Annotated in this window: 14 protein-coding genes and 1 pseudogene; 2 read left to right on the top strand and 13 right to left on the bottom strand. The window is 50.0% G+C overall.

Annotated features, from left to right (window positions below):
- Positions 1-109: 109 nt before the first annotated feature.
- Both KHQ09_RS13110 and KHQ09_RS13115 read right to left on the bottom strand, forming a co-directional pair.
- Positions 110-376 (bottom strand): hypothetical protein, encoded by a 267-nt coding sequence (locus KHQ09_RS13110; RefSeq protein ID WP_213598670.1) that lies wholly within the window; start codon positions 374-376, stop codon positions 110-112.
- Positions 377-522: 146 nt separating this feature from the next.
- Positions 523-2,727 (bottom strand): TonB-dependent receptor domain-containing protein, encoded by a 2,205-nt coding sequence (locus tag KHQ09_RS13115; RefSeq protein WP_238481631.1) that lies wholly within the window; start codon positions 2,725-2,727, stop codon positions 523-525.
- Between the two features lie 233 nt (positions 2,728-2,960).
- Between KHQ09_RS13115 and KHQ09_RS13120 the strand changes: the two genes are divergently transcribed.
- Positions 2,961-4,466 (top strand): glycosyl transferase family protein, encoded by a 1,506-nt coding sequence (locus KHQ09_RS13120; RefSeq protein WP_213598673.1) that lies wholly within the window; start codon positions 2,961-2,963, stop codon positions 4,464-4,466.
- Between the two features lie 36 nt (positions 4,467-4,502).
- Here KHQ09_RS13120 and KHQ09_RS13125 read toward each other — a convergent pair whose 3' ends face one another.
- The 7 genes and pseudogenes from KHQ09_RS13125 to KHQ09_RS13155 form a co-directional block, all read right to left on the bottom strand.
- Complete coding sequence (locus tag KHQ09_RS13125) at positions 4,503-6,527, bottom strand: putative 2-aminoethylphosphonate ABC transporter permease subunit (protein WP_238481632.1); 2,025 nt, start codon at positions 6,525-6,527, stop codon at positions 4,503-4,505.
- Positions 6,524-7,687: a putative 2-aminoethylphosphonate ABC transporter ATP-binding protein gene (locus KHQ09_RS13130; RefSeq protein WP_121991674.1), complete on the bottom strand. Its 1,164-nt coding sequence runs from the start codon at positions 7,685-7,687 to the stop codon at positions 6,524-6,526. The genes KHQ09_RS13125 and KHQ09_RS13130 overlap by 4 nt, the downstream gene beginning before the upstream one ends.
- Before the next feature lie 187 nt (positions 7,688-7,874).
- The gene (locus KHQ09_RS13135; protein ID WP_022711017.1) at positions 7,875-8,897 is read right to left on the bottom strand and encodes a putative 2-aminoethylphosphonate ABC transporter substrate-binding protein; all 1,023 of its coding nucleotides are present in this window, start codon (positions 8,895-8,897) and stop codon (positions 7,875-7,877) included.
- Between the two features lie 201 nt (positions 8,898-9,098).
- Entirely contained in the window at positions 9,099-10,451 is a 1,353-nt protein-coding gene (gene pbfA, locus KHQ09_RS13140; protein WP_213598675.1) for a (R)-1-hydroxy-2-aminoethylphosphonate ammonia-lyase, read from the bottom strand.
- A gap of 116 nt (positions 10,452-10,567) precedes the next feature.
- Positions 10,568-12,025, bottom strand: coding sequence for a phosphonoacetaldehyde dehydrogenase (gene phnY / locus KHQ09_RS13145; RefSeq protein WP_213598677.1), 1,458 nt, complete (start codon positions 12,023-12,025; stop codon positions 10,568-10,570).
- Between the two features lie 94 nt (positions 12,026-12,119).
- A pseudogene (gene phnA, locus KHQ09_RS13150) lies at positions 12,120-13,378 on the bottom strand (phosphonoacetate hydrolase).
- A 54-nt stretch (positions 13,379-13,432) separates the two neighbouring features.
- Positions 13,433-14,626 carry a 2-aminoethylphosphonate--pyruvate transaminase gene (locus KHQ09_RS13155; RefSeq protein WP_213599998.1) on the bottom strand — a complete coding sequence of 398 codons (1,194 nt, stop codon included), beginning with the start codon at positions 14,624-14,626 and terminating at the stop codon, positions 13,433-13,435.
- A gap of 225 nt (positions 14,627-14,851) precedes the next feature.
- On the opposite strand from KHQ09_RS13155, the gene KHQ09_RS13160 reads away from it, so the two are divergent.
- Positions 14,852-15,736, top strand: coding sequence for a LysR substrate-binding domain-containing protein (locus KHQ09_RS13160; protein WP_213598679.1), 885 nt, complete (start codon positions 14,852-14,854; stop codon positions 15,734-15,736).
- 42 nt (positions 15,737-15,778) lie between these two features.
- Here KHQ09_RS13160 and KHQ09_RS13165 read toward each other — a convergent pair whose 3' ends face one another.
- The 4 genes from KHQ09_RS13165 to KHQ09_RS13180 form a co-directional block, all read right to left on the bottom strand.
- Positions 15,779-17,338 (bottom strand): D-aminopeptidase, encoded by a 1,560-nt coding sequence (locus tag KHQ09_RS13165; protein WP_213598681.1) that lies wholly within the window; start codon positions 17,336-17,338, stop codon positions 15,779-15,781.
- Between the two features lie 674 nt (positions 17,339-18,012).
- A complete protein-coding gene (locus KHQ09_RS13170; protein ID WP_238481633.1) occupies positions 18,013-19,863 on the bottom strand; it encodes a sensor histidine kinase in 1,851 nt (616 codons plus the stop codon).
- Positions 19,860-20,552 (bottom strand): response regulator transcription factor, encoded by a 693-nt coding sequence (locus KHQ09_RS13175; RefSeq protein WP_238481634.1) that lies wholly within the window; start codon positions 20,550-20,552, stop codon positions 19,860-19,862. Before KHQ09_RS13175 ends, KHQ09_RS13170 begins: the two co-directional genes overlap by 4 nt.
- Before the next feature lie 126 nt (positions 20,553-20,678).
- Positions 20,679-24,113, bottom strand: a complete 3,435-nt coding sequence (locus KHQ09_RS13180; RefSeq protein ID WP_238481635.1) for an autotransporter family protein — start codon at positions 24,111-24,113, stop codon at positions 20,679-20,681.
- Positions 24,114-24,202 lie beyond the last annotated feature (89 nt).

Raw genomic sequence — 24,202 nt, forward strand, 5'->3', positions numbered from 1 at the left:
CCGAAAACCGAAGTCCGGGACATTCTGATCGCAATGGTCTATCCGATAAAAAGCAAGAAAACTATCAAAGATATCAGGGTTTCTTTTTAAAATTGCGCAAAATGCACGTTTATTTTGCAGTTCGCCATGCCACATGCATTTTCGCGTAATAGTCTGATAGCGACATTTCAATCCGGCCATGCATATGACGCGAACCGGTGCCGGACTTATCACAAATGCGTTGCACAACAGTCATACGCTGTTCATTGAAATTGCAGAGAATGCGGCAGTCCTGTTTTTCGGAGATTCCGGCCATGCATCCGCCCTCGGAAAATACCAATCGCAGAAAACAACCGCCACCGGTCAGATCAAACAATAATAATTGCTCTTCCGCCATCTGGTTTCCGCGCTGGATACCGCACAACACAAAAAGAGCGCTGCCCGTCAATGCGCCTGTCAACCGCGTCTGGTGAACTAGCATTTATCTGACAAAAAAGCCCTTGTGCAGAACACAAGGGCTTTTCATTTTTAAAGACTGAACAATCAGAACTTCGAGGTCATGCTGACCCAGAGACGGCGTCCGTCAACCGAAGCGTTGAAGTCACTCTCTTCAATACGCTTGTCGAACAGATTGTAGAGTGCCGCATTGAATGTAACATTCTCGCTGAACTCATAGCTCGTACCGATATCAAAGGTCATATAGGCATCATATTTGCGGGCAATGACCTTGCCGTTTTTGTAAACCGGCTTGCCGTTGCTGCCGATACGGGCTCCGGCATTCGTTTCCGAGCCATGGTAATTGGCAGCTGTCCATGCAGAAAGACCTTCAACCGGTGTAATCCAGTCCGCACGGATATTACCCATATGTTCAGGTGTACGTGTCAGTGGCAGACCATCATAGTCCCCGCCCTTCTGACGGGAATGTGTATAGGTATAGCTGGCGCGCAAACGGATGTCAGATGTCGCTTCCCAGTTTGCAGTCAGTTCCACACCCTGCATCACGGCATTATCGATATTGAAGCTGCTCCACAGAACGTAATTTGTATTTTCGCTCCAGCGGATCGGCTTGCCATTCGCATCAAGCATCTGCTTGTTGGAGATCTTGTCCTTGAAATCCGTGTAGAAATACGTCGCACCAAGCTGCAAACCGTCCTGATTGTCCCACAGGGCACCCAGTTCATAGCTCGTGCTCTTTTCTGCTTTCAGGCTTTCATCACCAATAATCACGCCGCAAGGGTTTTTGCCGGATGGCAGGCTCGCTTCAGGACCATAGAAACAGCCGCCGCCGCCGGTTGTATAAGCATAGCCCGGTGCGATCGTGCGGATTTCCGGTGCTTTAAAGCCTGTGGAAATACCGCCTTTCAACGTCAGTTGCTCCGTTGCATGCCACACGGCATAAGCACGCGGGCTGAGATGGGAACCGTAGATTTCATGGTCATCCATACGCAGACCACCGGTCAGCGAGAAGTCCGGTGTAATCCACCACTCATCCTCAGCAAATATCGCCCATTGGCGAATGCTGAATGTCTCATCGAGACCGGTGCGGCGTCCCGGATTCTGATCTGTCAGTTGTGCATCAATGAACTGACCGCCGGTGACCAGCGTATGATCGCCGTAAAACTCAAACGGTGTGGTGAATTTGCCGTCGAGAACAGAGTTGCGGATTTCCGGTGAACGCAGATTTTCCACATAGGAGCCCTGAGCTTTATCCCAGTTGAAATTGGTGCGTTCTGCCCATTCCTGCGAGAACGAGAAATCAGACGTTGTCGGACCCCAGCGGCCGGTATGGCTGATCGACCAATGTCTGCGGTCGTTGTAATTATAAGTATCTGTTCCGGTCAAAGCGATTGTATCACCGACATTGCCTTCACGACGCACGCGGGTGACACCGCCTTCGATGAAAATGTCATGATCTTCATTCGGCGTAATTGTCAGCTTTCCGCCCAGATCACCATCGCGCTGTTCCTGCGTACCATTGAGGAATTTATCCTCACTGCGCTTCAGACCACGTCCCCAGGCCTGAACACCGACAACGTCAGGTACCAGTGGTCCGCTGACATAGAAGGAAGCCTGTCCGCTGTTGCCGTAGCGTGATTTGGTCTGCACGGTACCGTCAAGCGTCAGTTCCCCATGCCATGCATCATCAACTTTACGGGTAATAATATTGATAACGCCACCCATGGCATCCGAACCATAGAGCGAAGACATCGGGCCGCGCACCACTTCAATCCGCTCGATGGCCGATGCAGGCGGAACAAAACTCTGTTCAAAACCGGCATTACCATTGGTGCGGGCATCACGGGTGCTCTGGCGCTTACCGTCAACCAGAATAAGTGTATAGGCACCCGGCAAACCGCGGATATAAATATCCTGCTCATTGGCGATACCCGTCACGCTGACACCCTGCACGCTGTTAAGCGCATCAGTCAGGTTGCGGAAAGCACCTTTTTCCAGCTCTTCGCGCGGTACGACAGTAATGCTGGCCGGTGCGTCTTTAACATTCTGTTCAAAGCCGGTAGCTGTGACAACGATCTGATCCAGACGCACAGTACCTGCCGGAGCTGCAGCCTGCTCAGCGGACTGATCCGCAACCTGTTCCGCAGCCTGTTCGGCCTGCGCTTCTGCCGCAACCGGCTTCTTTTTAACAGCCTGTGCCTGAGCCGGAAGGGCGAAAGACAGCATTGTTCCGGCCAGAATTGTGCCGCAAGCAAGAGCTGCGAGACGACGCATTTTGACCTGTTTTAACATCTCAGATCCGGAAACTGTCTGAATTTCCGCTCTTGAATGTCCGATATCTGTCATTTCAATTGCCCTCTGCCACAAATATGAGTTATTTACTCCCCTTATGTGTGGCAAGGTAACAGGTCAATCGCCATGTTTCAGACTTATTCCAACATCAGCTTTTTGCATTCCGCATAATGAAGATATCGCACCGCCTGAAAAAAGCTTTGCTCTGCACCAAAGCCGGAAGGAACAGTTAAATGCGTGAAAAGACTGTGCCTGATGACAAGAAGTCAGCCAAAGACAGCACAAACAGCGCCTTGCCCGCGTCCCGCTTAGGGCAGTTAAGGCTGTTGATAGCTTTGGATACATTGCTTGTGGAAGGCAGCGTGCAACAAGCTGCCAAGCGCATGAATCTCAGCGCTCCGGCGATGAGTCGCCTGCTCAACCAGATTCGGGAAGCCTTTAACGACCCCATTTTAGTACGTTCCGGCCGCCGGATGATCCCCTCTCCGCGCGCGGAGATGCTGCGCCTGCGCCTGCGTGCTCTTGCGGATGAGGCTGAAAATCTGCTCAGCCCCGATATACCGGCAACGCTGACACCGGCGGAAACCGGCTGGCAGCAACAGGCTTTGCTCGCCGTTCCGCCTTTATCTCTCAGAACACCGCTGATCGGCGGGCAACCCAGCCCCAAACAACTGGCCAATCAGCTGGCAGATCTGAGCAGCAGCCATGATCCTGTTTTACGCTTTTCTCGGTTTTTAGGCATACTCGGCCGTGGTGCAGGAAACAGCCGTCCGCTGACGATTGAGGAGGCCGAAGAAGCCTTTTCCCTGATCCTGCAGCAACAGGTTGATCCGATGCAGGCCAGCGCATTTTTCAGCCTGATCCATTATCGCGGAACAGCCGCTCAGGAACTGGCAGGTATGGTCAGGGCTGCAAGCCAATATTATCAGCTGGATGATACATTCAGTCCGCAGGCGGATCTGGACTGGCCGGCCTATCTCTCCCCCAATTCACCACGTGCACCATGGTTTTTACAAGCAGCCAAACTGCTCGCACAGGCTGGATATAAAATCGCACTCCATGGCAGCAATGGCAGCGGTATGAATAGCGGTAAGATTGAACAGGCAGCGCATGCGCTTGGCATTCCTGTCGCACAGAACCTTACCGATGCGCGCCAAACACTGAAGAACAGCCACATTGTCTATATGTCGTTAACAGGTTTTGCGCCTGCTCTTGCATCCATGATGGCGCTCTATCCGCTATTTGCCGCACGTTCACCGGTGGGCGACTGTGTGCATCTTCTCAATCCGTTGCAAGCGCGTGCCAGCCTGCTGGGTGTATCCCGACCAGCCTATCGGGAACTGCACAGAGATACGGCAAAGCTGTTGCAGGAACTGCCGGAAACGCATAGCACTGCTGTTTATGGAAACAGCCAGCGACAATTGACCGTTCTCAGCGGCAATCGCGATGTTGCGGAGTTTTATCCTTTCCGTGTGGCAACACTTTTAAGCCTCAGCGGCACGGAAAGCTCTGACATTATTATAAAAGCACTGCATGAGCCGGAAGCCCTGCCCCGTATCGGCATGGATTCCTTTGAATATTGGCAGGCTATCTGGGCAGGAACTGCCATTGACCCGCGTCTTGAAACCGTTGTCACAGCAACAGCGGCGCTCGGCCTGATGACATTGCACAATGATCCCGACTTCAGCGCCTGCCACACCAAGGCAAAGCAACTCTGGCAGCAGCGCCACAATAAATAAACGGCACCTCCCGAAGAAGGTGCCGTTTAATCACTGTCAGGTGCCCCGCCATTTCTGTGTCTTGCGCAGCAGCATTTGCGACAAGCCATAATGCACAAGTCGTGCCGCGACATTGGTATAGAAGATCATCATCCCCATAGCGGCAGCGGGTGCCACATCCCCTGCATCATCCATATTCAGCACGGCCACGGAAGCCAGCGTAGTATGAGCAGAATACAGGAACACCACGGCGGAGACTGTCGTCATCGCATTGACGAACAGGTAGATTGAAATATCCAGGATGGCTGGCAGACATACCGGCACGGTCACCCGCGCAAATAATTTGTAGAATGGCTGTTTGAGTGATGCCGAAACGGATTCAAATTCCGGATCCATCTGTTTCAGCGCAGTCAGCGCCGTCAGATGAGACACCGTATAAAAATGCGTTACGGTACAGATGACAAGAATAATCATTGTCCCGTAAATAGTGCTCAGCGGGTTGGCCGGATTATTGAAGAAAAAGATATAGGCAAGCCCCAGCACCATACCCGGCACAGCCATTGGCAGCATGGCCAGAAACTGAAACAGCGCACGGCCTTTGGCAAAGCCCTCGGTCTTCTCAACCGCATAGGCACCGACAAACACAACCACGGTTCCGATAATCGCTGTCAGAAAAGCCAGCTGGATAGAATTATAATAGGAACTCCAGCCACCGCCATCCATACGCCCGAACTCAAAATTGCGCAGACTGAGGCTCAGATCATAAGGCCAGAATTTTACGATGGCCGCTAATTGGCAGACCAGCAAAAGACCGGTGATGAAAACAGCTATCAGAGCGCAATAAAGCAGGCACAGATTGTCAAACAGCGGTTTCTTTTTCGGGGCAAACGGCACCGCACGCGCAGATAACAGAGCAACCTGTTTGCGCTGGATAACTCTGTCGACGGCAAAAGCAATCACAGCGGGAAACAGCAGCATTACAGAGACAACCGCACCGATTTCAAAATTCTGCTGGCCGATAACCTGCTTATAAATATCCACCGCCAGCACATTATACTGACCGCCGATCACTTTCGGCAAACCGAAATCCGTAATAACCAGATTGAACACCACAAAAGCTGCTGAAATCAAACCATAGCGGGCACCCGGTACAGTTACCGTCCAGAATGTGCGCCATTTGCTTGCCCGCAGGGAATCTGCCGCCTCATAATGACGGGCATCCGACACAGCCAGAGCCGTTGAGATAATCATCAGCGCATGGGGAAACGTAAAGAACACCGATCCCAGCACAATGCCCAGAGGTCCGTAAATCGGCAGACCGAACAGCAGTTCTTTCAAAATTCCCTGATTACCGAACAGATAGATCAGCGCAATCCCCGGCAGCAATGACGGCACAAGAATTGGCATCACCGCCACCAGCTTGAAAAAGCCTTTAAAGCGCATTTTGGAACGGTTGAGCGCATAGGCAAAACCAAAAGCCAGTGAAACGGTGAGCACCATGCTGACCAGCGCGATCACCAGAGAATTCCTGATCGACTGAAACAGCGCGGGTGATGAAAAATAAGTGCGGTAATTATCCAGCCCTGTCGTTTGATGCGGCATCAGCATGACACGGCGGAAATTATTGGAATCCACCTCCTGCCATTCCTGCCCCTGATAGGGAGCAGAGCCGATCAGAAACCGGCTGTTATCCGTCAAACCACGGATGCGATAATGCTCTGGCCCGCGAAAGCTGAATTCCGGAAACAAGGCAACCGGAGACAAACGACCGCTATTGGAGGTTGCCAGCTCATCTTCTGAAATGGTTTTCAGACCGGCATTCAGCTGGCTCAAAGACTGAGCAGGAGCCCAGTTGCCTTTGCCGTCACCAACCTGCACTTCATAATTTTCCAGCTGAAACTGGTAACTGGCAAAGGATTTGGACAGCATCACATAGAGCGGCGCAGCCAGTGTAATCAGCAGGTAAGCGCCGATAATCAGCATCATACCGCGCTTGGTCCAGTCGTCCGAACTGACCTTCTGACGGATAGCCTTGCCCGCCGGCATGAGCGGAGCGGCAGAATAATCGCTTACAGCGCTCATCGCCTGCCCTTTCCGTCAAAAATCAGCAAACGGCTTTTCGGCAATTCAACAAGAATAGTCATACCTTCTGTCAGGCCGAGGCGCCGCTCCGCATTGATGGAAAAGTCGGCAATCAGCTGCTGGTTTTGCAAATAGGTGCTGCGCATATGCGTGCGCCAGAAAGAGCCGAGAAATTCCATGGCTTCGATTTGCACCTCAATCAGATTTTCCCCGTTTCCGGCAGAAGAACTCGCATCCACAGCGCGGCCATGGGGGATCACATCATTCGGCCTGATCACTGCAACCGCCTCGCTACCCTCCGGCAGATTATGCTCATTGCATTGCAGAACCAGATCACCGGAAAATGCGGTGCCATCCGCACCAATTGTGACCGGATATTTATTGGTCTCTCCGATAAAATCCGCCACAAACAGGCTGCTCGGTTGGCGATAAACATCAAGCGGCGTGCCAACCTGTTCGATTGTCCCTTTATTCATCACCACGATACGATCAGCCATAGCGAGCGCTTCTTCCTGATCGTGGGTGACCATGATTGTTGTCACGCCGAGCTTGCGCTGCAATTCTTTAATCTCGTGACGCAGATGCACGCGCACTTTGGCATCAAGCGCAGAAAGCGGCTCGTCAAGCAGCAAAAGCCCGGGAGAAATCGCTATCGCCCTTGCCAGCGCAATACGCTGCTGCTGTCCGCCGGAAAGTTGTGAAGGGTATTTTTTCGCCTGATCTGCCAGTCCCACCAGTTCCAGCAATTCGGCAACACGCTGCGTAATCTCGGCGCGTGATTTCTTCATATTTTCAAGCCCGAAGGCGATATTCTTTTCAATGGTCAGATTGGGAAACAAAGCATAGGACTGAAAAACAATCCCGTAATCGCGTTGGGCAGGCGGCAGGCAGGAAATATCTTTGGAAGCCTGATGAACCGTCCCCCTTGTCTGCAGATCCAGTCCTGCAATGGCACGCAGCAATGTGGTCTTGCCGCAACCGGAAGGCCCGAGAAAACAGATAAACTCGCCTTCTCTGATTTCCAGATTGATGTCTTTCAGCGCATAAAACTCTCCGAAAGCTTTCCAGAGGCCGTCAACCTTGAGATATTCCTGTCTGTTTGCTGCCGCATCGCCGGCATTATATGCCTGCTGACCGATACGAACAGCATCTGTAGCCATTTCATGTTTCACGAATTCATTCCTCTGGACTGACATGGTCACACTCCCTGAACGAACGCGGAAAAGCCCGCGTTCGCAGTCGCATTATGCGTGTCTGTTAGAGCAGCTTCGGAAAACACGGGAACCGGTCTGTGTCCGAAACCATATGAAGACAGAAATTCTGCCGCTCAATGAGACAGCGTTCCGATCAGCCTTTGGATTCAGATTTTGAATCGTACCGCTTCGACCATTCTTCCAGAATGGCTTTGCGGTTATTCGCCGCCCATTCCAGATCATTTTTAATCATCTTCTTTTCGAGATCAGCGGGGATATGTTCCACAGGCTTGGCAATGCCCGGCAACGCGACCACGGCAAAACTCTTATTGAGCGCTTCCATGGCATTCGGTGTCAGTGTCCAGTCCATCAGGGTTTTGGCGGCATCCATATTCGCTGTACCGGCCATAATTGCTACGGCCTCGGACTCCCAGCCGGAACCTTCCTCAGGGAAAATAATATCCACCGGCGCACCGGCACTTTTCACCTGAGAGGCAGGGAATTCAAAGGAAACGCCGATCGGTATTTCACCCGCACCGGCCATTTTGCACGGTTTGGAGCCGGAATGCGTGTAATTGGCGATATTCTCATGCAGGGCATCCATATAGTCCCAGCCGCCCTTTTCGCCGAACATCTGCAACCATGACGAAACATCGAGGAAGCCGGTGCCGGACGATGCCGGATTAGGCATGACCACATGGCCTTTATATTCAGGCTTGGTCAGGTCTTTCCAGCTTGCCGGCGGTTTCAGGCCAAGTTTCTCTGCTTCAACCGTATTGAAACAGACCGCGGCCACATAGGCATCAAGCCCGATCCAGCTGGTCGGGCGATCCTTATCCACAAAACGCGGATCCAGCTTATCGACATCTTTCGGCGTATAAGGCTCTAGCATGCCTTCATTTTTAAGGATCAGCAGCGATGTGGCCGCAATACCCCAGACAATATCTGCCTTAGGATTGTTTTTCTCGGCCAGCAGCTTGGCGGTCATGACTCCTGTGGAGTCACGTACCCAGTTCACTTTAATATCCGGATGATCCTTATTAAAAGCTTCTGCAAAACGTTGCAGATCAACCGCTTCAAAAGCAGTATAAACAGTAAGTTCTGTTTGTGCATAAGCACTTGATGCCAAAGCAATACCGGCAGCAAGGGACAGAATAAAAGCGCGATGCTTTTTCATTTCATATTTCCCCATTGTTATATCAGCTTTTTGTTATGTGTTTGATAGCTGATTGCTTATTTTTATACCTGCTTTTGCAGGCTGTTCCCTCTTATGGCTCCTCATAGTGCGAACCGCAGTTCAATAAGTAAAATCTATTTATTTTATACATCGCCCTCCAGAACTTATAGGTTAGAGGGCATTTCTTCAGAACAGAAAAATCTATGCGCGTTCCAATATCGCTCTTTCGACAACGGACAGCGCCTGTTCAAGCTCCTGCTGCGTAATGATGAGCGGCGGTGATAAAGTCAGCACATTGCCCTGACTGATCTTGAAGCTGACGCCGCCCTCCAAACAGCGATAATAAACCGCCTCAGCCAGAGCATTATCCGGCTCACGGCTATGCCGGTCGCGCACCAATTCCACGCCGAACAGCAAGCCACGACCACGCACATCTCCCACATGCGGTGAGCGCAACTGCAACTCCCGAAGACGGTTCATCGCATATTGGCCAAGCTCGGCCGCACGCTGAACCAGCCCTTCTTCCTCAATAATCTGAATTGTGGTGAGCGCGGCGCGCGTCGTCACCGGATTTTTCTCATGGGTATAATGCCCGATCGCATAATCACCGCATACATCCAGATCGCGGCGCACAATTGCCGCCGCGATCGGCAGCATACCGCCACCCAGCGACTTACCGAGCACAATCATATCCGGTGTCACACCATCATGATCGGACGCAAAAAACTTACCCGTCTTGCCAAGTCCGGTCGGAATTTCATCAAAGATCAGCAAAGTTCCGTGACGGTCACAGGCCTCACGCACTTTTTGCCAGAAACCAGGCGGCGGCGGATAGGGTGTGGCGCGCATCGGCTCTGCCACCACAGCGGCAATATCGCCTTCACGTTCCAGTACAAAAGACACAATATCCGCACAGGCAATGCCGCAGCTCTCAGGCCCTTTATGCTTGTAATGACAACGATAACAGGCAAAAGGCGGCACATGTTCTGCGCCCGACAATAAAGGCCCTGCAATACCCGAACGGAATGTTGCTTCCCCGCCGACTGAAGATGCGCCAAACCCTGCGCCATGAAAGGCATCCCAGAAAGACAGGGTTTTAAATCGTCCTGTGGCTGCCCGCGCCACTTTCAGCGCCACCTCAATTGCATCTGAGCCGCCGGTGGTGAACAGCGTTTTGCCCAGATTGCCCGGTGCTATTTCTGCCAGTTTTTCAGCCAGTTCAATTGCCGGTTCACAGGTAAAACGGCGTGGTGCAAAACTCAGATCATCCATTTGCTGTTTCACAGCAGCAATCAGTTTGGGATGGGCATAGCCGATATGATGAGCACTGTTACCGTGAAAATCCATAAAACGGCGCCCGTTAGCATCCTCAATCCAGATACCCTGCGCCTTAACAATCGCTGTGAGGCAAGGACTGGAAAGGCTCTGATGCAGAAAAACATCCGCATCACGGCGCAGCACTTCCTCCATATGAGGACTGTTTTGCTGCGTCTGCCATCGCTGCCTTGCCTCGGAGCGGTTGGACTCGCCCTCTGTGTGCACTGCCAGTTTCATACTCGCCGCCTCCCCGAACGGTTTTCAGATAATGTGGCGGTTGCGATACGTATGCCTGTTATAATTTATTGCATTTTACGTATCGCGAACCTTGTTTTAAGCCCTTCTCCCGCGTCTCACTCCCATGGCAGTGAGAAGGTTTTAACATTGGTGAAGCTTTTCATCGCTTCAATCACACCTTCTTTATAACCATTGCCGGAATCTTTAATCCCGCCGAAAGGCGACATCTCGATACGGTAACCCGGCACTTCCCAGATATTGACCGTACCGACATTGAGCCCGCGGATGTATTTCTGCATACGCCGGTAATCATTGGTGCAAACACCGGACGACAAGCCGAAATCTGTCGAGTTGGACAGTGCAATCAGCGCATCATCATCATCCGGCGCGCGAATAATCGGAATAACCGGCCCGAATGTTTCCTGCATCACCAGCTCCGAGCTGTGTGGCACTTCGTCAACCACAATCGGTGGCAGTAAAGCGCCCTGACGACCCGGATCATAGAGAATTTTTGCCCCCTGCTCGGCTGCCATATAGACCAGTTTTTCAAACCGTGCGGCAGCCTGTTCATGTACGACGGTACCGAGTTCTGTTTTCGGATCCATCGGATCACCAAAGCGTATTTTCTTTGCCCGTTCCAGCACCATCGGTACAAAACGATCGGCCACGCTTTCCTGACACAAAATACGTTTAACGGCCGTGCAGCGCTGGCCGGAGTTTTTTGTCGCCCCCGCCACAGCAAGATCGGCCGCTTTTGCCAGATCATCGTCACTCAGATCATTGAGAATAATCAGCGGATCATTACCGCCGAGCTCCAGTACTGTGCGTTTATAGCCCGCAGTATTGGCAATCATCTTGCCCACAGGAACGCCGCCGGTAAAGGTAATCAGATCAATATCCGGATTGGTAATCATTTCCGAACCGATATCTTTCGGCAGGCCTGTCACCACCGACAGCATTTCCGGCGGCAATCCGGCTTCATACATAATATCGCACAGCAGCAATGCGGTCATCGGTGTCAGTTCGGTCGGCTTTACCACCACACAATTATTGGTGGCAATCGCCGGTGCCACTTTATGCGAAACCATATTCAGCGGATGATTGAACGGTGTGATTGCCGAAATCGCACGTAATGGTTCACGGAATGTGAAAATCTTACGGGCCTTGCCGTGCGGTGTCAGATCACAGGAGAATATCTCACCGTCATCATGCAGGCACATCTGCCCTGCAAGCGTAAATACGTCATAGGCACGGCCGACTTCGTAATAGGAATCCATCTTGGAGATGCCCAGTTCCGAAGTAATCAGGTCAGCCATTTCCTCTTTGCGTGACACCAGCAATTCAGCTGTGCGCAGCAGGATTTTCTGGCGTTCATAGCGTGTCAGCTTCGGCTTATAGGCTGCAGCAATCCTGAAAGCCTCGCGGGCATGTTCGGCACGCCCTGCCGGAACCGTACCGATGACCGCATTTGTGTAAGGATAATGCACATCAAAAACGGCATCTGCGTCGACCTTTTTACCGGCGATACGCATAGGCTCATGTCTGGTTTTAATGATTGTTTCCGGCTTCACCACAAAGGCTCTCCCTTCAATTCACCTCACCGGTAAACCGGTCTGATTTTAAAATCAGAGACCGGTTTACCGGCACGGGGGAATGTTTTCCCTCAATTTACGACTGAGCTACCGCAGCTGTAACCGCATAGAAAAACGCATCAAAATTGCGCAGAACCGGTGCTTCCGGCAGGTCCGGCATCTGACGGTTCACAATGAAAGGCACGGCCTGTTCTGTCAGCCCGCCATGCGAGCGCAGAGGCTCGTTCAATGCTGCAAGATCATGGCGATGCTCACTGGTACCGATGGCTTTATTCTCCGATGATACCAGAACAATATCGCCGATACGGTCTTGGGGCAGTTCAAAACGCTCAGCAGCATCAGCATTGTTCAGCACCACATCAATGCCTTCAATAGCCGCCAGCCGCTTCATAATATCACTTATATCCGTACCATCCGGCAGATAGGCCGTTGCAAAAGAACCAAGCGCGCCGTGATGCACCACATAAGGATCTGTAATCGGCAGAATAACCCGCGCTGCATCTTTGCCCAGCCAGTCGTCAAGAACGTCCTGCACATAAACCACATCCGGTGAGCCATCAGCCTTATGTTTCGGCTTCATGCCGTGATCCGCAGTCACCACAATGGCCGCACCTAAAGCATCCAGCTCGGCCAGATATTTGTCGAACATTTCATAAAACGCATTGGCCTGCGGCACACCCGGTGCATATTTATGCTGCACATAGTCAGTTGTGGTCAGATACATCACATCAGGCCGGAAAGTTTTGAGCAGCTTCACACCGGCAGCGAACACAAATTCTGAAAGCTCTGCGGAATAAACCTCCGGCACCGGCATACCCAGCCATTGTGATGCATTATCAATGCCGTTTTCCGCTTTCGTTGTCGTATCGGAACGCTCTGCCGAAAAACAAATCGCGCGATTATCACCAAATTGCAGGCCTGCCCCAGCAAAGCTCGCAGCTTGTCTTTGGCAGTAACAACCGCGACTTTCGCACCGGCATCATAGAAGCCTTTGAAAATAGTCGGCGCACGCAGAAAGCGCACATCATTCATCATCACTTCCGTACCGGTTTCGCGGTCATAGAGATAGTTTCCGCAAATGCCGTGCACTGCAGGCGGGCGCCCCGTGGCGATGGAAAGATTATTCGGATTGGTAAAACTCGGAATAACACTATGGGCTGTGCGCACCGTGCCTGTTTCTTTAATGCGTTTCAGTGTCGGCATCAGCCCCGCAGCAATTGCCTCATCCAGATAAGCCGGTTCGCACCCGTCAAGGCAGATCGCGATAGCGGGGACGTTCGGCCAGTTATAATCACGGCCGTTTACGGTTACGGTTACCTTGGTCATCTTGTTCACTTCATTATCCTCCGCAGGCGGCATTGCGCTAACCTGCTGTTTTAAATTTAAAACTCAGGCTGCGAGCTTGGCACGCTCATCCAGTGCTGCGGCTGGCGGGGCAGCTGTGTCCACACCCATTTCTGTCAGGCTGTCTGCGGCAGCGGCAACGACCTGCCGCATGATATTGGCATCCATGCGACCGATGCAGCCGACACGGAAACTGTCGACAACAGTCAGCTTACCCGGATAAATGATGAAGCCTTTATCCTTCATCAGATCATAGAAGCGGGAAAACTCGAATTTCGGATGAGCAGGATTGAAGAAGGTTACGATGATCGGCGACAGCCAGCGATCTCGCAGCAGTGTTTCAAAACCCAGCTGGCGCATCCCCTCCACCATCACATCACGATTATTGGTGTAGCGTGCCAAGCGTCCTTCAGCACCGCCTTCGGCTTCATGCATCCGGAGCGCGACCAAAAACGCAGCAACCACATGGGTCGGCGGCGTATAGCGCCACTGACCGGTTTTATTCATCGTTGCCCATTGCTCATAGATGTCGAGGCTCAGAGAATGGCAGTTGCCTTTGGCGGCTTCCAGCTCACTCTTGCGGGCAATCACAAAGCCAAAACCAGGCACACCCTCAATGCATTTATTGGCCGAGGATACCATGGCTTCATAGCGGATTTTATTCACACTCAGATCAACCGCGCCAAATGCGCTCATACTGTCGACAAGCAGCTTGCGCCCCTTGGCGTAAACAACTTCTGAGATTTCCGCGACCGGATTGAGAATGCCGGAACTGGTTTCGCAATGCACCACAATCACATGTGTAATTGCAGGATCAGCATCCAGCGCTTGTGCAACTTCATCTGCACGCGGCGGCAGATAATCGCCCTTGTCGATTTTGCTATAAGCACGTCCCAGATATCCCAAAGTCTGCACGATACGCTGACCATAGGCACCGTTCATCAACACCAGAATTTTACTGTCTTTCGGGAGAAATGTGCCGAGCATCGCTTCAACAGCAAAGGAGCCGCTGCCCTGTATCGGCACACAGTCAAATTCATGCTTGTCATCACCGGCCACACGTAACAAACGTTCACGCATTTCTGCGGTCATTGCCCGAAAATCACCATCCCATGAGCCCCAGTCACGTAACATCGCCTGCTTCACCGCATAATCGGTGGTCAATGGCCCCGGTGTCAGCAAATAGGGTTCTCCCAATGCCGGCGCCAGAAACTGATTGGCTTTCCAGTGAGGAAGCATATCTGCTTCTGACTGCGGTCGTTTTTCACCGGCTGATTGCATTTCCTGTCCCTCCGGATAGCTTGCATAAATGCGGATTTGCTTCATCCTCAGGCAAAGGTAATTATTTGTAAAATCGTTATTTCAAATCAAACTATAAGTTTTACAGATGCATATTGTGCTAGAAAATTGCTGTGCTAAGCTTGGCTCTCAAATCAGAAAAACACTCTGCATCAGGAGAAATCCATGCGCTATGTTCAGTTACGGGCATTTCATTATGTGGCGGTTTCCGGCGGATTTTCCCGCGCTGCGGAAGCTTTATGCCTGACGCAGCCCGCTATTTCTGATCAGGTGCGCAAGCTGGAAGAGGAATATGATGTTCTGCTGTTCAATAGGCATAAAAAACAAGTCAGCCTGACCGATGCCGGTGTAAAACTGCTGGAGATCACGCACCGGCTATTCGAAGTGGAGCAGCAGGCACTGGATTTCCTGTCAGAATCGCGAGTGCTGCGTGCGGGCAAATTGCGTATTATGGCTGATGCAGCACATCATATTCTTGGTATTCTCGGAGCCTTCAGGGAGAAATATCCCTCCGTGCAAATCAGCGTGCAAACCGGCAATAGTGAGGAAGTTATCTCCAGCCTCTATCGCTATGAAGCAGACATCGGCGTGCTGGGAGAAGTCCCTAAAGCACGGGACTTTCTCATCCACAAGCTGAACTCTTCGCCGATCATCGCCTTTGTCGCCAGAGATCACCCGCTTAGCCGTCATTCTAATATTGATCTGGCAGATTTACTGCAATGGCCGCTAGTCTTCCGTGAAAAAGGCTCGAAAACGCGTCAGAAGCTGGAAGATCTCGCGCTTGAAAAAAATGTCGTGCTGAAACCTGCTATTGAGGCAGAAGGACGCGAAGCCGTTCGTGAGATTGTAGCAGGCGGTGCCGGTATCGGCTTTGTTTCATTAGCCGAATTTAGCAATGACAGCCGCTTGCATCCGCTTTCGATCAATACGCGTGAAGAGCTGATGGATGAAACACTGATATGCCTTCAGGAACGCAGCAATGGCACGCTCATCAATGCTTTTTTTAAAATTGCTTCCGAAAGTGAGACACATAATATTATCAAGAATTAACAAGTAAAAACCCCGCCGGAATGATCCGGCGGGGTTTTAATATCAGACTTTTTTATAGATTATGCCGCGGGCAAGCCAGCAGCCGATTGTCAGCCCCGAGATCGCACCGGACGCATCTCGTTCGGCCACCACAGTCCAGTCTCCCGGCGCCGGTGCATCCATTCCGCGCTGACATGGTAAAAGCCAGATATCTTCAGCAATCGCATAAAGCGGTTGCATTGGCCCTTTACCTAAAAAGCCTTCAAATGCTGCATAGGCGGCAGTGCCTGCAATTTCACAGACAAAATCAGCATCCATTTCCGCGCAATGATAACGTCCGGCAATATCCTGTCGCCCGTTTCCGCAAACACGATGCAATTTTGCAGAGAGGTTTTCCCCATCGCGACGGAGAACAATCTCATCACTTTTACGTTGCAAAACCATTCCCGAAGATTGCAAACTGCCATCAACCTGCATATCCATCATTTCAGGGGATGTACCAAAACGTGCATGAACCTGCCCACCGACAGCTGGCGCAAGACTAAGGCTCAACTTGGTAGCAGGATCGAAGTAATTACCATACCAGCCTGTATCAACTGGCAGTACTTCAGTCTTTGCTTTCGGAATACCCAGAGCAGCACGCATCAACTGCTCAGCTGCACCATAGGCGCTGGCCTGATGATTAAACATCACAATAACAGATACACGTGCATCAGCCGCATGGAACCGCTGGCAGCGCCAGCCGCGCAGCGCCCCGCCATGGCCGGTAATTTTAACACCGTCAAAATTTACATGGTTAAGGCCATAGCCGTAACAAGCCGGTTTACCATCCGTGTAAAATTGCGGGCGGGACAAACGGTTATAAATACCGTTTTCGTCTTCACGCGTTGCATCAATAAACTGATCCCACGTAATCATATCATCCAGAGAGGCGCAAACGCCTGCATCCCCGCTCCAGTGAATATTATTCACTGCCGGTGTAAAACCGGAGACAATATTGCCCTCATAACCGATTGCATCACCAGGCGTCACAGATGTGTCAGGGAAAAGTCCGGCAGTTTTCATGCCCGCAGGCAGGAAAATACGCTCGCGCAGAAGTTCATCCAGTGAGCGGCCGGTTTTCTCTTCAATCAAAAAAGACAGCAGACGGAAATTGCCGTTATTATAGGAATAATGCGTACCGGTTTCAAAATGGGTTGTCCGGATTTTTCCAAGAAGCTGACGAGCATCATCTGCCGTAAAAACACCTTCCGGATCGGCACCACTGATCACAGTCAGCGCCCAGTAATCCCGTAAGCCGGACTGATTGTTGCATAGATCAGCAATTGCAGGGCGTCTCCCCTCAAAGTCAGGTAAATAGGTAGCAAGCGCTTCATCAAGAACAGATGTCTCACCAAAGACATCCAACAAGGCTGCACAGGTAAATTCTTTACTGACAGAGCAGATCGGCATCATGGTCGCCGTACTCATCGGAACTCTTTTTTCCAGATCGGAATAGCCCCAAACCTGTTTTGCTATAACCTCACCGTCTTTGAGAACCGCAGCAACGCCCCCCGGTCCTTTATATTGTTCGGAGAGGCTCAGCATCACAGCATCAATTGCTGACTTATCAACGGCTTGCATAAATTTCATTCCCGCTTATGTGTCTTTGCAATCAGGCATAAGCCACTCACCTTCACAGCTCAAGAGGGATTATCTGCCTGTAATGCCGCAGGATCAGGCATGAGCATTAAATAACCTGCAAAGCAGCTACTAAACCAACCACACCTCCCCTCCTCTTGCATGTTTTAAACACAAAAAGCCCCGCGCATTTCTGCCGTGGCTTTATTGCTTTGAGGGGATTTGGTTGCGGGGGCAGGATTTGTGGTTTTGTATCCCGCTTAGTCGGCTTTGCTTCCTTGCGGGCCCTTGACTAGGCTTAAAATCTACGACCCGTTACCAAAAAAAATCCCGCTCAAAGAGCGGGCTGTTTGTTTGGTTGCGGGGGCACGCAACTACCGATACCGACACTTATTCTCAATTGAAATTTAAGCCTTATCTATTAAAATAAGCACCGAATTGATGTCACACAAATAACTGTCCATTTGTGGAAGACAAGTTATTAAAATTTTCAGTGCTACATTAGAAAATATAGCTATTTTACTAGATGTAATAAGCGGAGACGCGCAGCACGCCACTACCGCGCCTAAACACACTTAAAAAGTTGCGTTGATAGATATCTAGCCGCCTTATCAGCTAGCTGGTCTATGGAGAGACAAAATAGCTGGCACAACTTTAATGTCCGTGACTATCGGAAATTAAAGTTGTGCCATAATCACTTTTACGACGGTTTTTCCTGGCGTTGATGAAATTTCTAACTTGCCACCAACTTTGAGAATTCTTGTCGTCATACTTCTCATACCAACACTGATATTAGCTGTTTGTACCGCTAAAACATCAAACCCAATACCGTCATCTTCTACCTCAAGTACGAGTTCATTTGGGCTTTGCTGCTGTAACCGAAAGCACATCTGCTGCGCTCGACTATGCTTTATGAGGTTTGTTAATGCCTCTTCAACAACACGTGTGAGTGCCAGACATTGTAATGTGCTGGGTGTACTCCGCCAAGCCGATGGAAATTGCCAGTCGGACTTAATGCCAAGCTCATCAAAAAGAATGCTAAACCGATGACGTAACGGGGCAATCCATTCCTGCGGCGTAGCTGGAACTTTAGTGCTAGGGCTGGAATTATGATCGATGGTTTGACGCAAGTCATCCCGAAGCAATTTCAACATTGAAATGACTTGGGGACGGTGAACCTGCTCACTGCCTTGTTCAACTTTTGCCATCATATGAACGAGCGTTCCACCGATACCATCATGAAGATCATGGGCGATATCCAAACGCTCTCTTAATTTTGCATTTTTTAACTCTAAGAAATGTTCTCGCTCTAATGTAACGGCTAGTTCTGAACGTGCGTTCGCAATGCTCTCGGCTAATTCAACATTAAACCGTTCAATGCGTCTAACATTATGCGCCTGACGCAACCCCAGTATCCCCGCCAGGCACAATGTGATGACAATATTCGCATATGGCAATATTGGAAATTTTTCCGGATCAGGCCGAAAGAGGAGGAACGCATCGTACTGAATCGTCACGAAAAGTACCAATAAGCAAATTGAGAACAAAAAATATTCGTTATTGCGCTTTTGAAACGTCAATACCGGAAACTGCAAACAGTTAAACAAGAAAAAGCCTAATGCAACGAGTACACTCGATATTTGGATCGCACCAAGATAATCTTGTGGTGTAAGAATGAGTGCGCCAATAAATACGCTAAAAATCCCCCATAAAAAGCGTTCATAATGCTTTAAAACCAGCTCGCCAAAGCGCAATGTAAACATGCAAAAACATGCAATATTCAGCAATAAAGCAATTGCGTTAACTCTTACGAATGTTACAGAATTCGAAAAAGGCCAAGGCGTGGTCACAAGAATATTAGCTATGAAGACAAGCCAGAACAGTGACGAAAATGCATACCACCCGTAGTAGGTCTGATCACGGCGTATGATCCAGATACAAAAAAACAAGATACCGATAACGCCGGAAACTATCACATTTGCAACATATAAAGTCCGTTGCCGCCACCAGTAGTTGTCATAAATACTTTGGACCTGCGTTGGCTCACCAATGATAACAGAGCCTAGCCCAAGTGCTTGTCCTTTGACACCAACAGTTTTAACCCAAAGTGTATTGATACCTTCAGTCAGCCATGCATTATGCAGAACCCAATAGCGCGGCATATTCCAGCTACGCGATAATGGTTCTGTCAGATTCTTATCACGCCAGAGAAAATGGTCATTAACGAAAACCTCTCCGGCCATATTGATTGTCTGTATGAACAATGCAACAGGATTATGACCTGCTTCAGAACATGTCTGTCGCCAATGAATGCGATACCAAACTTCATCTGAATATTCTGAATGTAGTTGGTTCCAATAATTTGGTAAAGTTACGGCTTCCCACCGTAAATTTTCAGATTTACGTCCATCAGGACCAGCTTTTGCGGCAGAAATATCAATGATCTCTGCGGAACATTGCGCTGAAGTGCTCTCTGCCAAAGCTGGCATAGCAAAAAGGCCAAAACATATAATAAGCAGCCACTTCACTTTAACAAACCACGCTCTCTCGCCGCATGAATAGCACGTGTGCGTGAAGAGACTGCGAGTTTTCGGTAAATATGTTTAATATGGCATTCAACTGTATAGCGCGACAAAGAAAGATGGTCTGCAATATCCTTATTGCCAAGTCCGTCGGCGACCAGCAATAAAATTTGATTTTCGCGTGCCGTCAAAACTTGCTGACATAAGTCTTTATTGTCTCCGTCTTTTTCAGGGGTTTTGGAAGGCAGTTCATCGATAATTCGCTTTGCAATAAAAGGATCTATCGGCGCCCCCCCGCGTAAAACACTACGCAATGCAATAGCAATCTCCAGATCATCCCGCTCTTTAAGCACATAACCGACAGCACCGGCGCGCAAGGCACCTAGAATGACGTCCTCTGTGGCCCATGCCGAGATAACCAAAATGGAGAGGCCAGGATCGCTCGTGTTCAGCTCGGATATCAAATCTATACCACTACCATCCGGCAAGCCAATATCAATCAGCGCCAAGGCGACTGGCTGGTCTGACAATTGTGCGCGCGCTTCACTCAGTGAAGCAGCAAAAATAAGGGCATCAATTTTATAGCCAAACTGTAGCAGAAGATTTTCCAGCCTCAAGCGAACCTGCATATCGTCCTCAACGATAAGTACCGGCGCAGGCAAAATGAGATTGACCGCTATTGCACCTAAAGACATAGGTTGGCTCCTCAAGAAGGCCGTAAGGGTTACACAATCTAATACAAGATAATTTACCCGCATGAAACTTAACGGCTAAATTTATCTACATACAGCTCTCCAAATCCAGTTTATTCTTACTCACTCTCAAAACTTCACGCTGAAATTGGCATTCACGCCGTTTTGAGTGACACCGGAACCAAACTGCCCCTGATATGAGACACCAAGTTTGGAATTTTTCGTAATGGCGAAATCAAGTCCGGCTTCAATCAGTGCGGTATCTTTGCCAATCGGACTGCCCGATGCTGTGAACGCATTGGAGCCTGCAGCAAAGCTCGCAGTCGATGACGGGATCACATCGCCAAAAGCATGCCGCCAACCAAGATCAACACGAGCGGTTGTCAGTGTATTACCAAGCTCAAAGCTGGTTGAGAGACGCATGCCGAGGGTTGAGAGGGTTGTGTCCATCGTACCGGATTGTACGCTGAGCGCTGCACCATTATGGCCTGTTTCGGTAAAACTATCCGTTCTGACATTGACATATGCAAGATTGGCATAAGGCTCGATGATCGCGCGCGGGCTGAGATCATGCTTATAGCCCAACTCGCCAAACACCTGAAACGTACCGCCATTGTAATCAGCGGACAGCTTGTCGGAATAGCCATTAAAAGCAACCGAGCGGCTCATCTCGATATTGTGCCAGGAATAAGAAAGCCCTGAGCGGAAACCGATGGAACCTTGGCCCGTCGCCCATTCAGTGCCCGCATAAGCACCAAGAGTATAATTATCGCTGGAACCAGATGAAGAAAGGCTTGGTGTTTTAAAGGTTGAACGGCTGTATCCGGCCATAAGACCCAAGCGCCAATTATCATAAACATCACCGTCAATACCGGTGATGAACCCACCAATGGTCGACTTGGTGCGTGCGGCATTATCTGTAGCAGATTGTGTGGCCCAACTGCCAAAAGCGGCACCCCATGCGGCATAGCGCTGAAGATCATCAACATTAACCGGAGCAACATGATCAATGGCATTGCCTGCCTGGCTGGTTTCGGTTTTCGGACCATAGGCCATCACAGACACCGGATTAACCGGTGTACCGCCAAATGCCTGAGACAGGCGATTATTGACCGATGACCGGGTGATGCCATTGGCATTGAGCAAAACGCCACTTGCGGATGCATAGGCCTCACCACTTAGTTGCGGCAGGCTTGAGCGAATGGTTGAGCCGTCAGGTGCAGAAAAATCCAGTGCTGCGAGCAATGGTTTAAACTCTGCCGCAGCATTATTGGCGAGACTATCCAATGCAGCGCCAACTTCGCGGTCGTCGTTATTGTCTGCATATTGCGAATAGGCATTCGCATCACGGCTCAATGATACGGTATAAGACAGATTACCATTATCTGTCGCACTCGCGTTAAGTGTCGGCGAGGTCAATGTGGTGCTAGCATTTGTGAAGTTACCACTCACTGCGTCCACTTGTAACCACTCGTTTGAAGTGACGGTGAAACCATCACGATAATAACCCCGATCAGGTGCAAAGCTGATCGTGCCATTAAGACCAGCACTACCGTTTACAATTAGGCTGCTGATGTCAGACTGATCATTGAATGCGAGTTGCAAGGTGCCTGTAGCAGACTGAGTATAATTGCCGTCAATAGTGATTGCCGTTCCAGCAACAGAAGGATTTAATATCCCGCTATTGCGGAACTGCTGAGCTGCATCTATCTGGTAAATCCCTTGACCGGAAAGCATTGCCGTTTGCGCCACACCGACATCAAAGACTTGATGGTTGCCAGTCAGAACAGATGTGCCGCCATCAAGATGCAGCGAAATATTCTTGCCCTTGATATTGCCACCGTAAGCCAGTCTGAAATCCGTATCAGCTGTGCCAGTCGAATTCCCTTGTGCATCAGCCTTCAAACCGAAACTCAGCTCAGTCAGGCGCAGATGGCCATCTTCATCTGTTTGATAATAATCAGAGATAATATCCCCGAAAATGCTGGCACCTTGCATGACATTGATCTGTCCCACCAAGGCATTTTCTGACATGAAGATTGCAGCCTTGTTACCTGCAACACGGCCGGTCAGGTCGAAGGTGGAAACTAAGGCCCCATTCAGCTCCTCAAAAATAGTAGCGCGCTGATCCTCCACTCTGTCATCAAGTTCCAGAATATAAGAGCCACGATAGCCCGTTCCGTCACCACGCGAGTTATGACCAAAATCAAAGCTGACCGCGATACCATTTTCACCCATTGCTTGCACATCACCACGATGGGTTAATGTGTGATCTTTACCATAAGCAAACATGATGCCACGGCCATTCGCACCATTGGCATGAACCCTCACATCAGGGGCAACAATCAGATTATTGGCTGCGCCATCGACACGGATGCCACCGCCGCCAGACCCTACGGACAGTAAATCGGCATTCTGGGTGATAGTATTATGACTGCCATAGACATGAAGTCCCAAGCCCAAAGTGGCAGTATTATATGTATTATTGATATAGGCTGTGCCTTCCGCATTCCGTCCAAAATACGGGTTATTATTGATGATGGTCAGTCCGTTGCCGTAAACAGAATGCCCATAGAAATTACGTCGGTCGATTGTGTAACCAATATCTTGTAAAGCTGCGAGCTCTGCTTCCATCAGCGTGCTATAATTGCGATATAGCTGATGGCTCATCAAACTGTTTTTAAGTTCGATATGGCCGAATAAAGGGGAATCATAGGGCCCGTAATCCGTGGCAACACGCATAGGCAGCCCCTTCATCGCCCCGTTCAGTACCTCGCTCACATGGGCGCCGGTAAAATAGGCCTGATCTTTACGAACATCAAAGGCATCAGCAATTGCTGCGGGAGGAAGCCAACAGCCATTGCAGTTTATCCATTGATTTGGTCTTGCTGCATTATCATTATCGTCACGCAAATGCGTGCTCCAAGCATCAAATCCACCGCCAAATCCTGCGATTTGAACACCGTTATCATCATCGAAAAAGCTAAAAGCATTCGCAGCTATACCAAGAGCATGGCCGATTTCATGAATAAGCACTGTGCCGAGTGATGTTTCAGCTGTCAGCGCAATATGAGACGGCGTATATGGAGCTTGTGACCAATCCTCAGTCCCGACTTTATTCGCAACCACAATATAACCATGCGCCCCATTCGTCAGGTTCGTATAATACTGATTGGTCAATGCTGCTTGCACAGTTGTGGGGGAACCATTTTGCATAGTCGCATTCGGACTTGAAGCCGCCGCGCCCCAATCGGCTGTATTAGTACCCACATTAATAATTGCAGGATTTTCACCTGGTACAAGTTTTATAATTTCCGACCAATAGCCTGTCGCGTTAATAATCTGATTTTTATATATATCAGTGATATTCCAAGTCGACTGATTATTAACATCAAAATCACCATCCCCCACATCGAAAAACCGCAATTGAATAAAGGGCGTGCCTTGCGGGTCATTGACCACATGCGTGGTTATCGCAACTGCAGGATTAATCATTGCCCCATAGAGAGCACCTGTGGCCAGACAAGTTGACATGGTCAGTTTGTCGATCAGTCTGGATGTCATTGCTTTCCCCTCAAATGCTGCATTCCCAGCATGACATTGTCTTAGACAGAATGTCTTATTCTAATCTATGTCGTCATTTTTATTGTAAA

The organism is Pseudochrobactrum algeriensis, assembly GCF_018436245.1.
In the GTDB taxonomy this organism is placed as follows: domain Bacteria; phylum Pseudomonadota; class Alphaproteobacteria; order Rhizobiales; family Rhizobiaceae; genus Pseudochrobactrum; species Pseudochrobactrum saccharolyticum.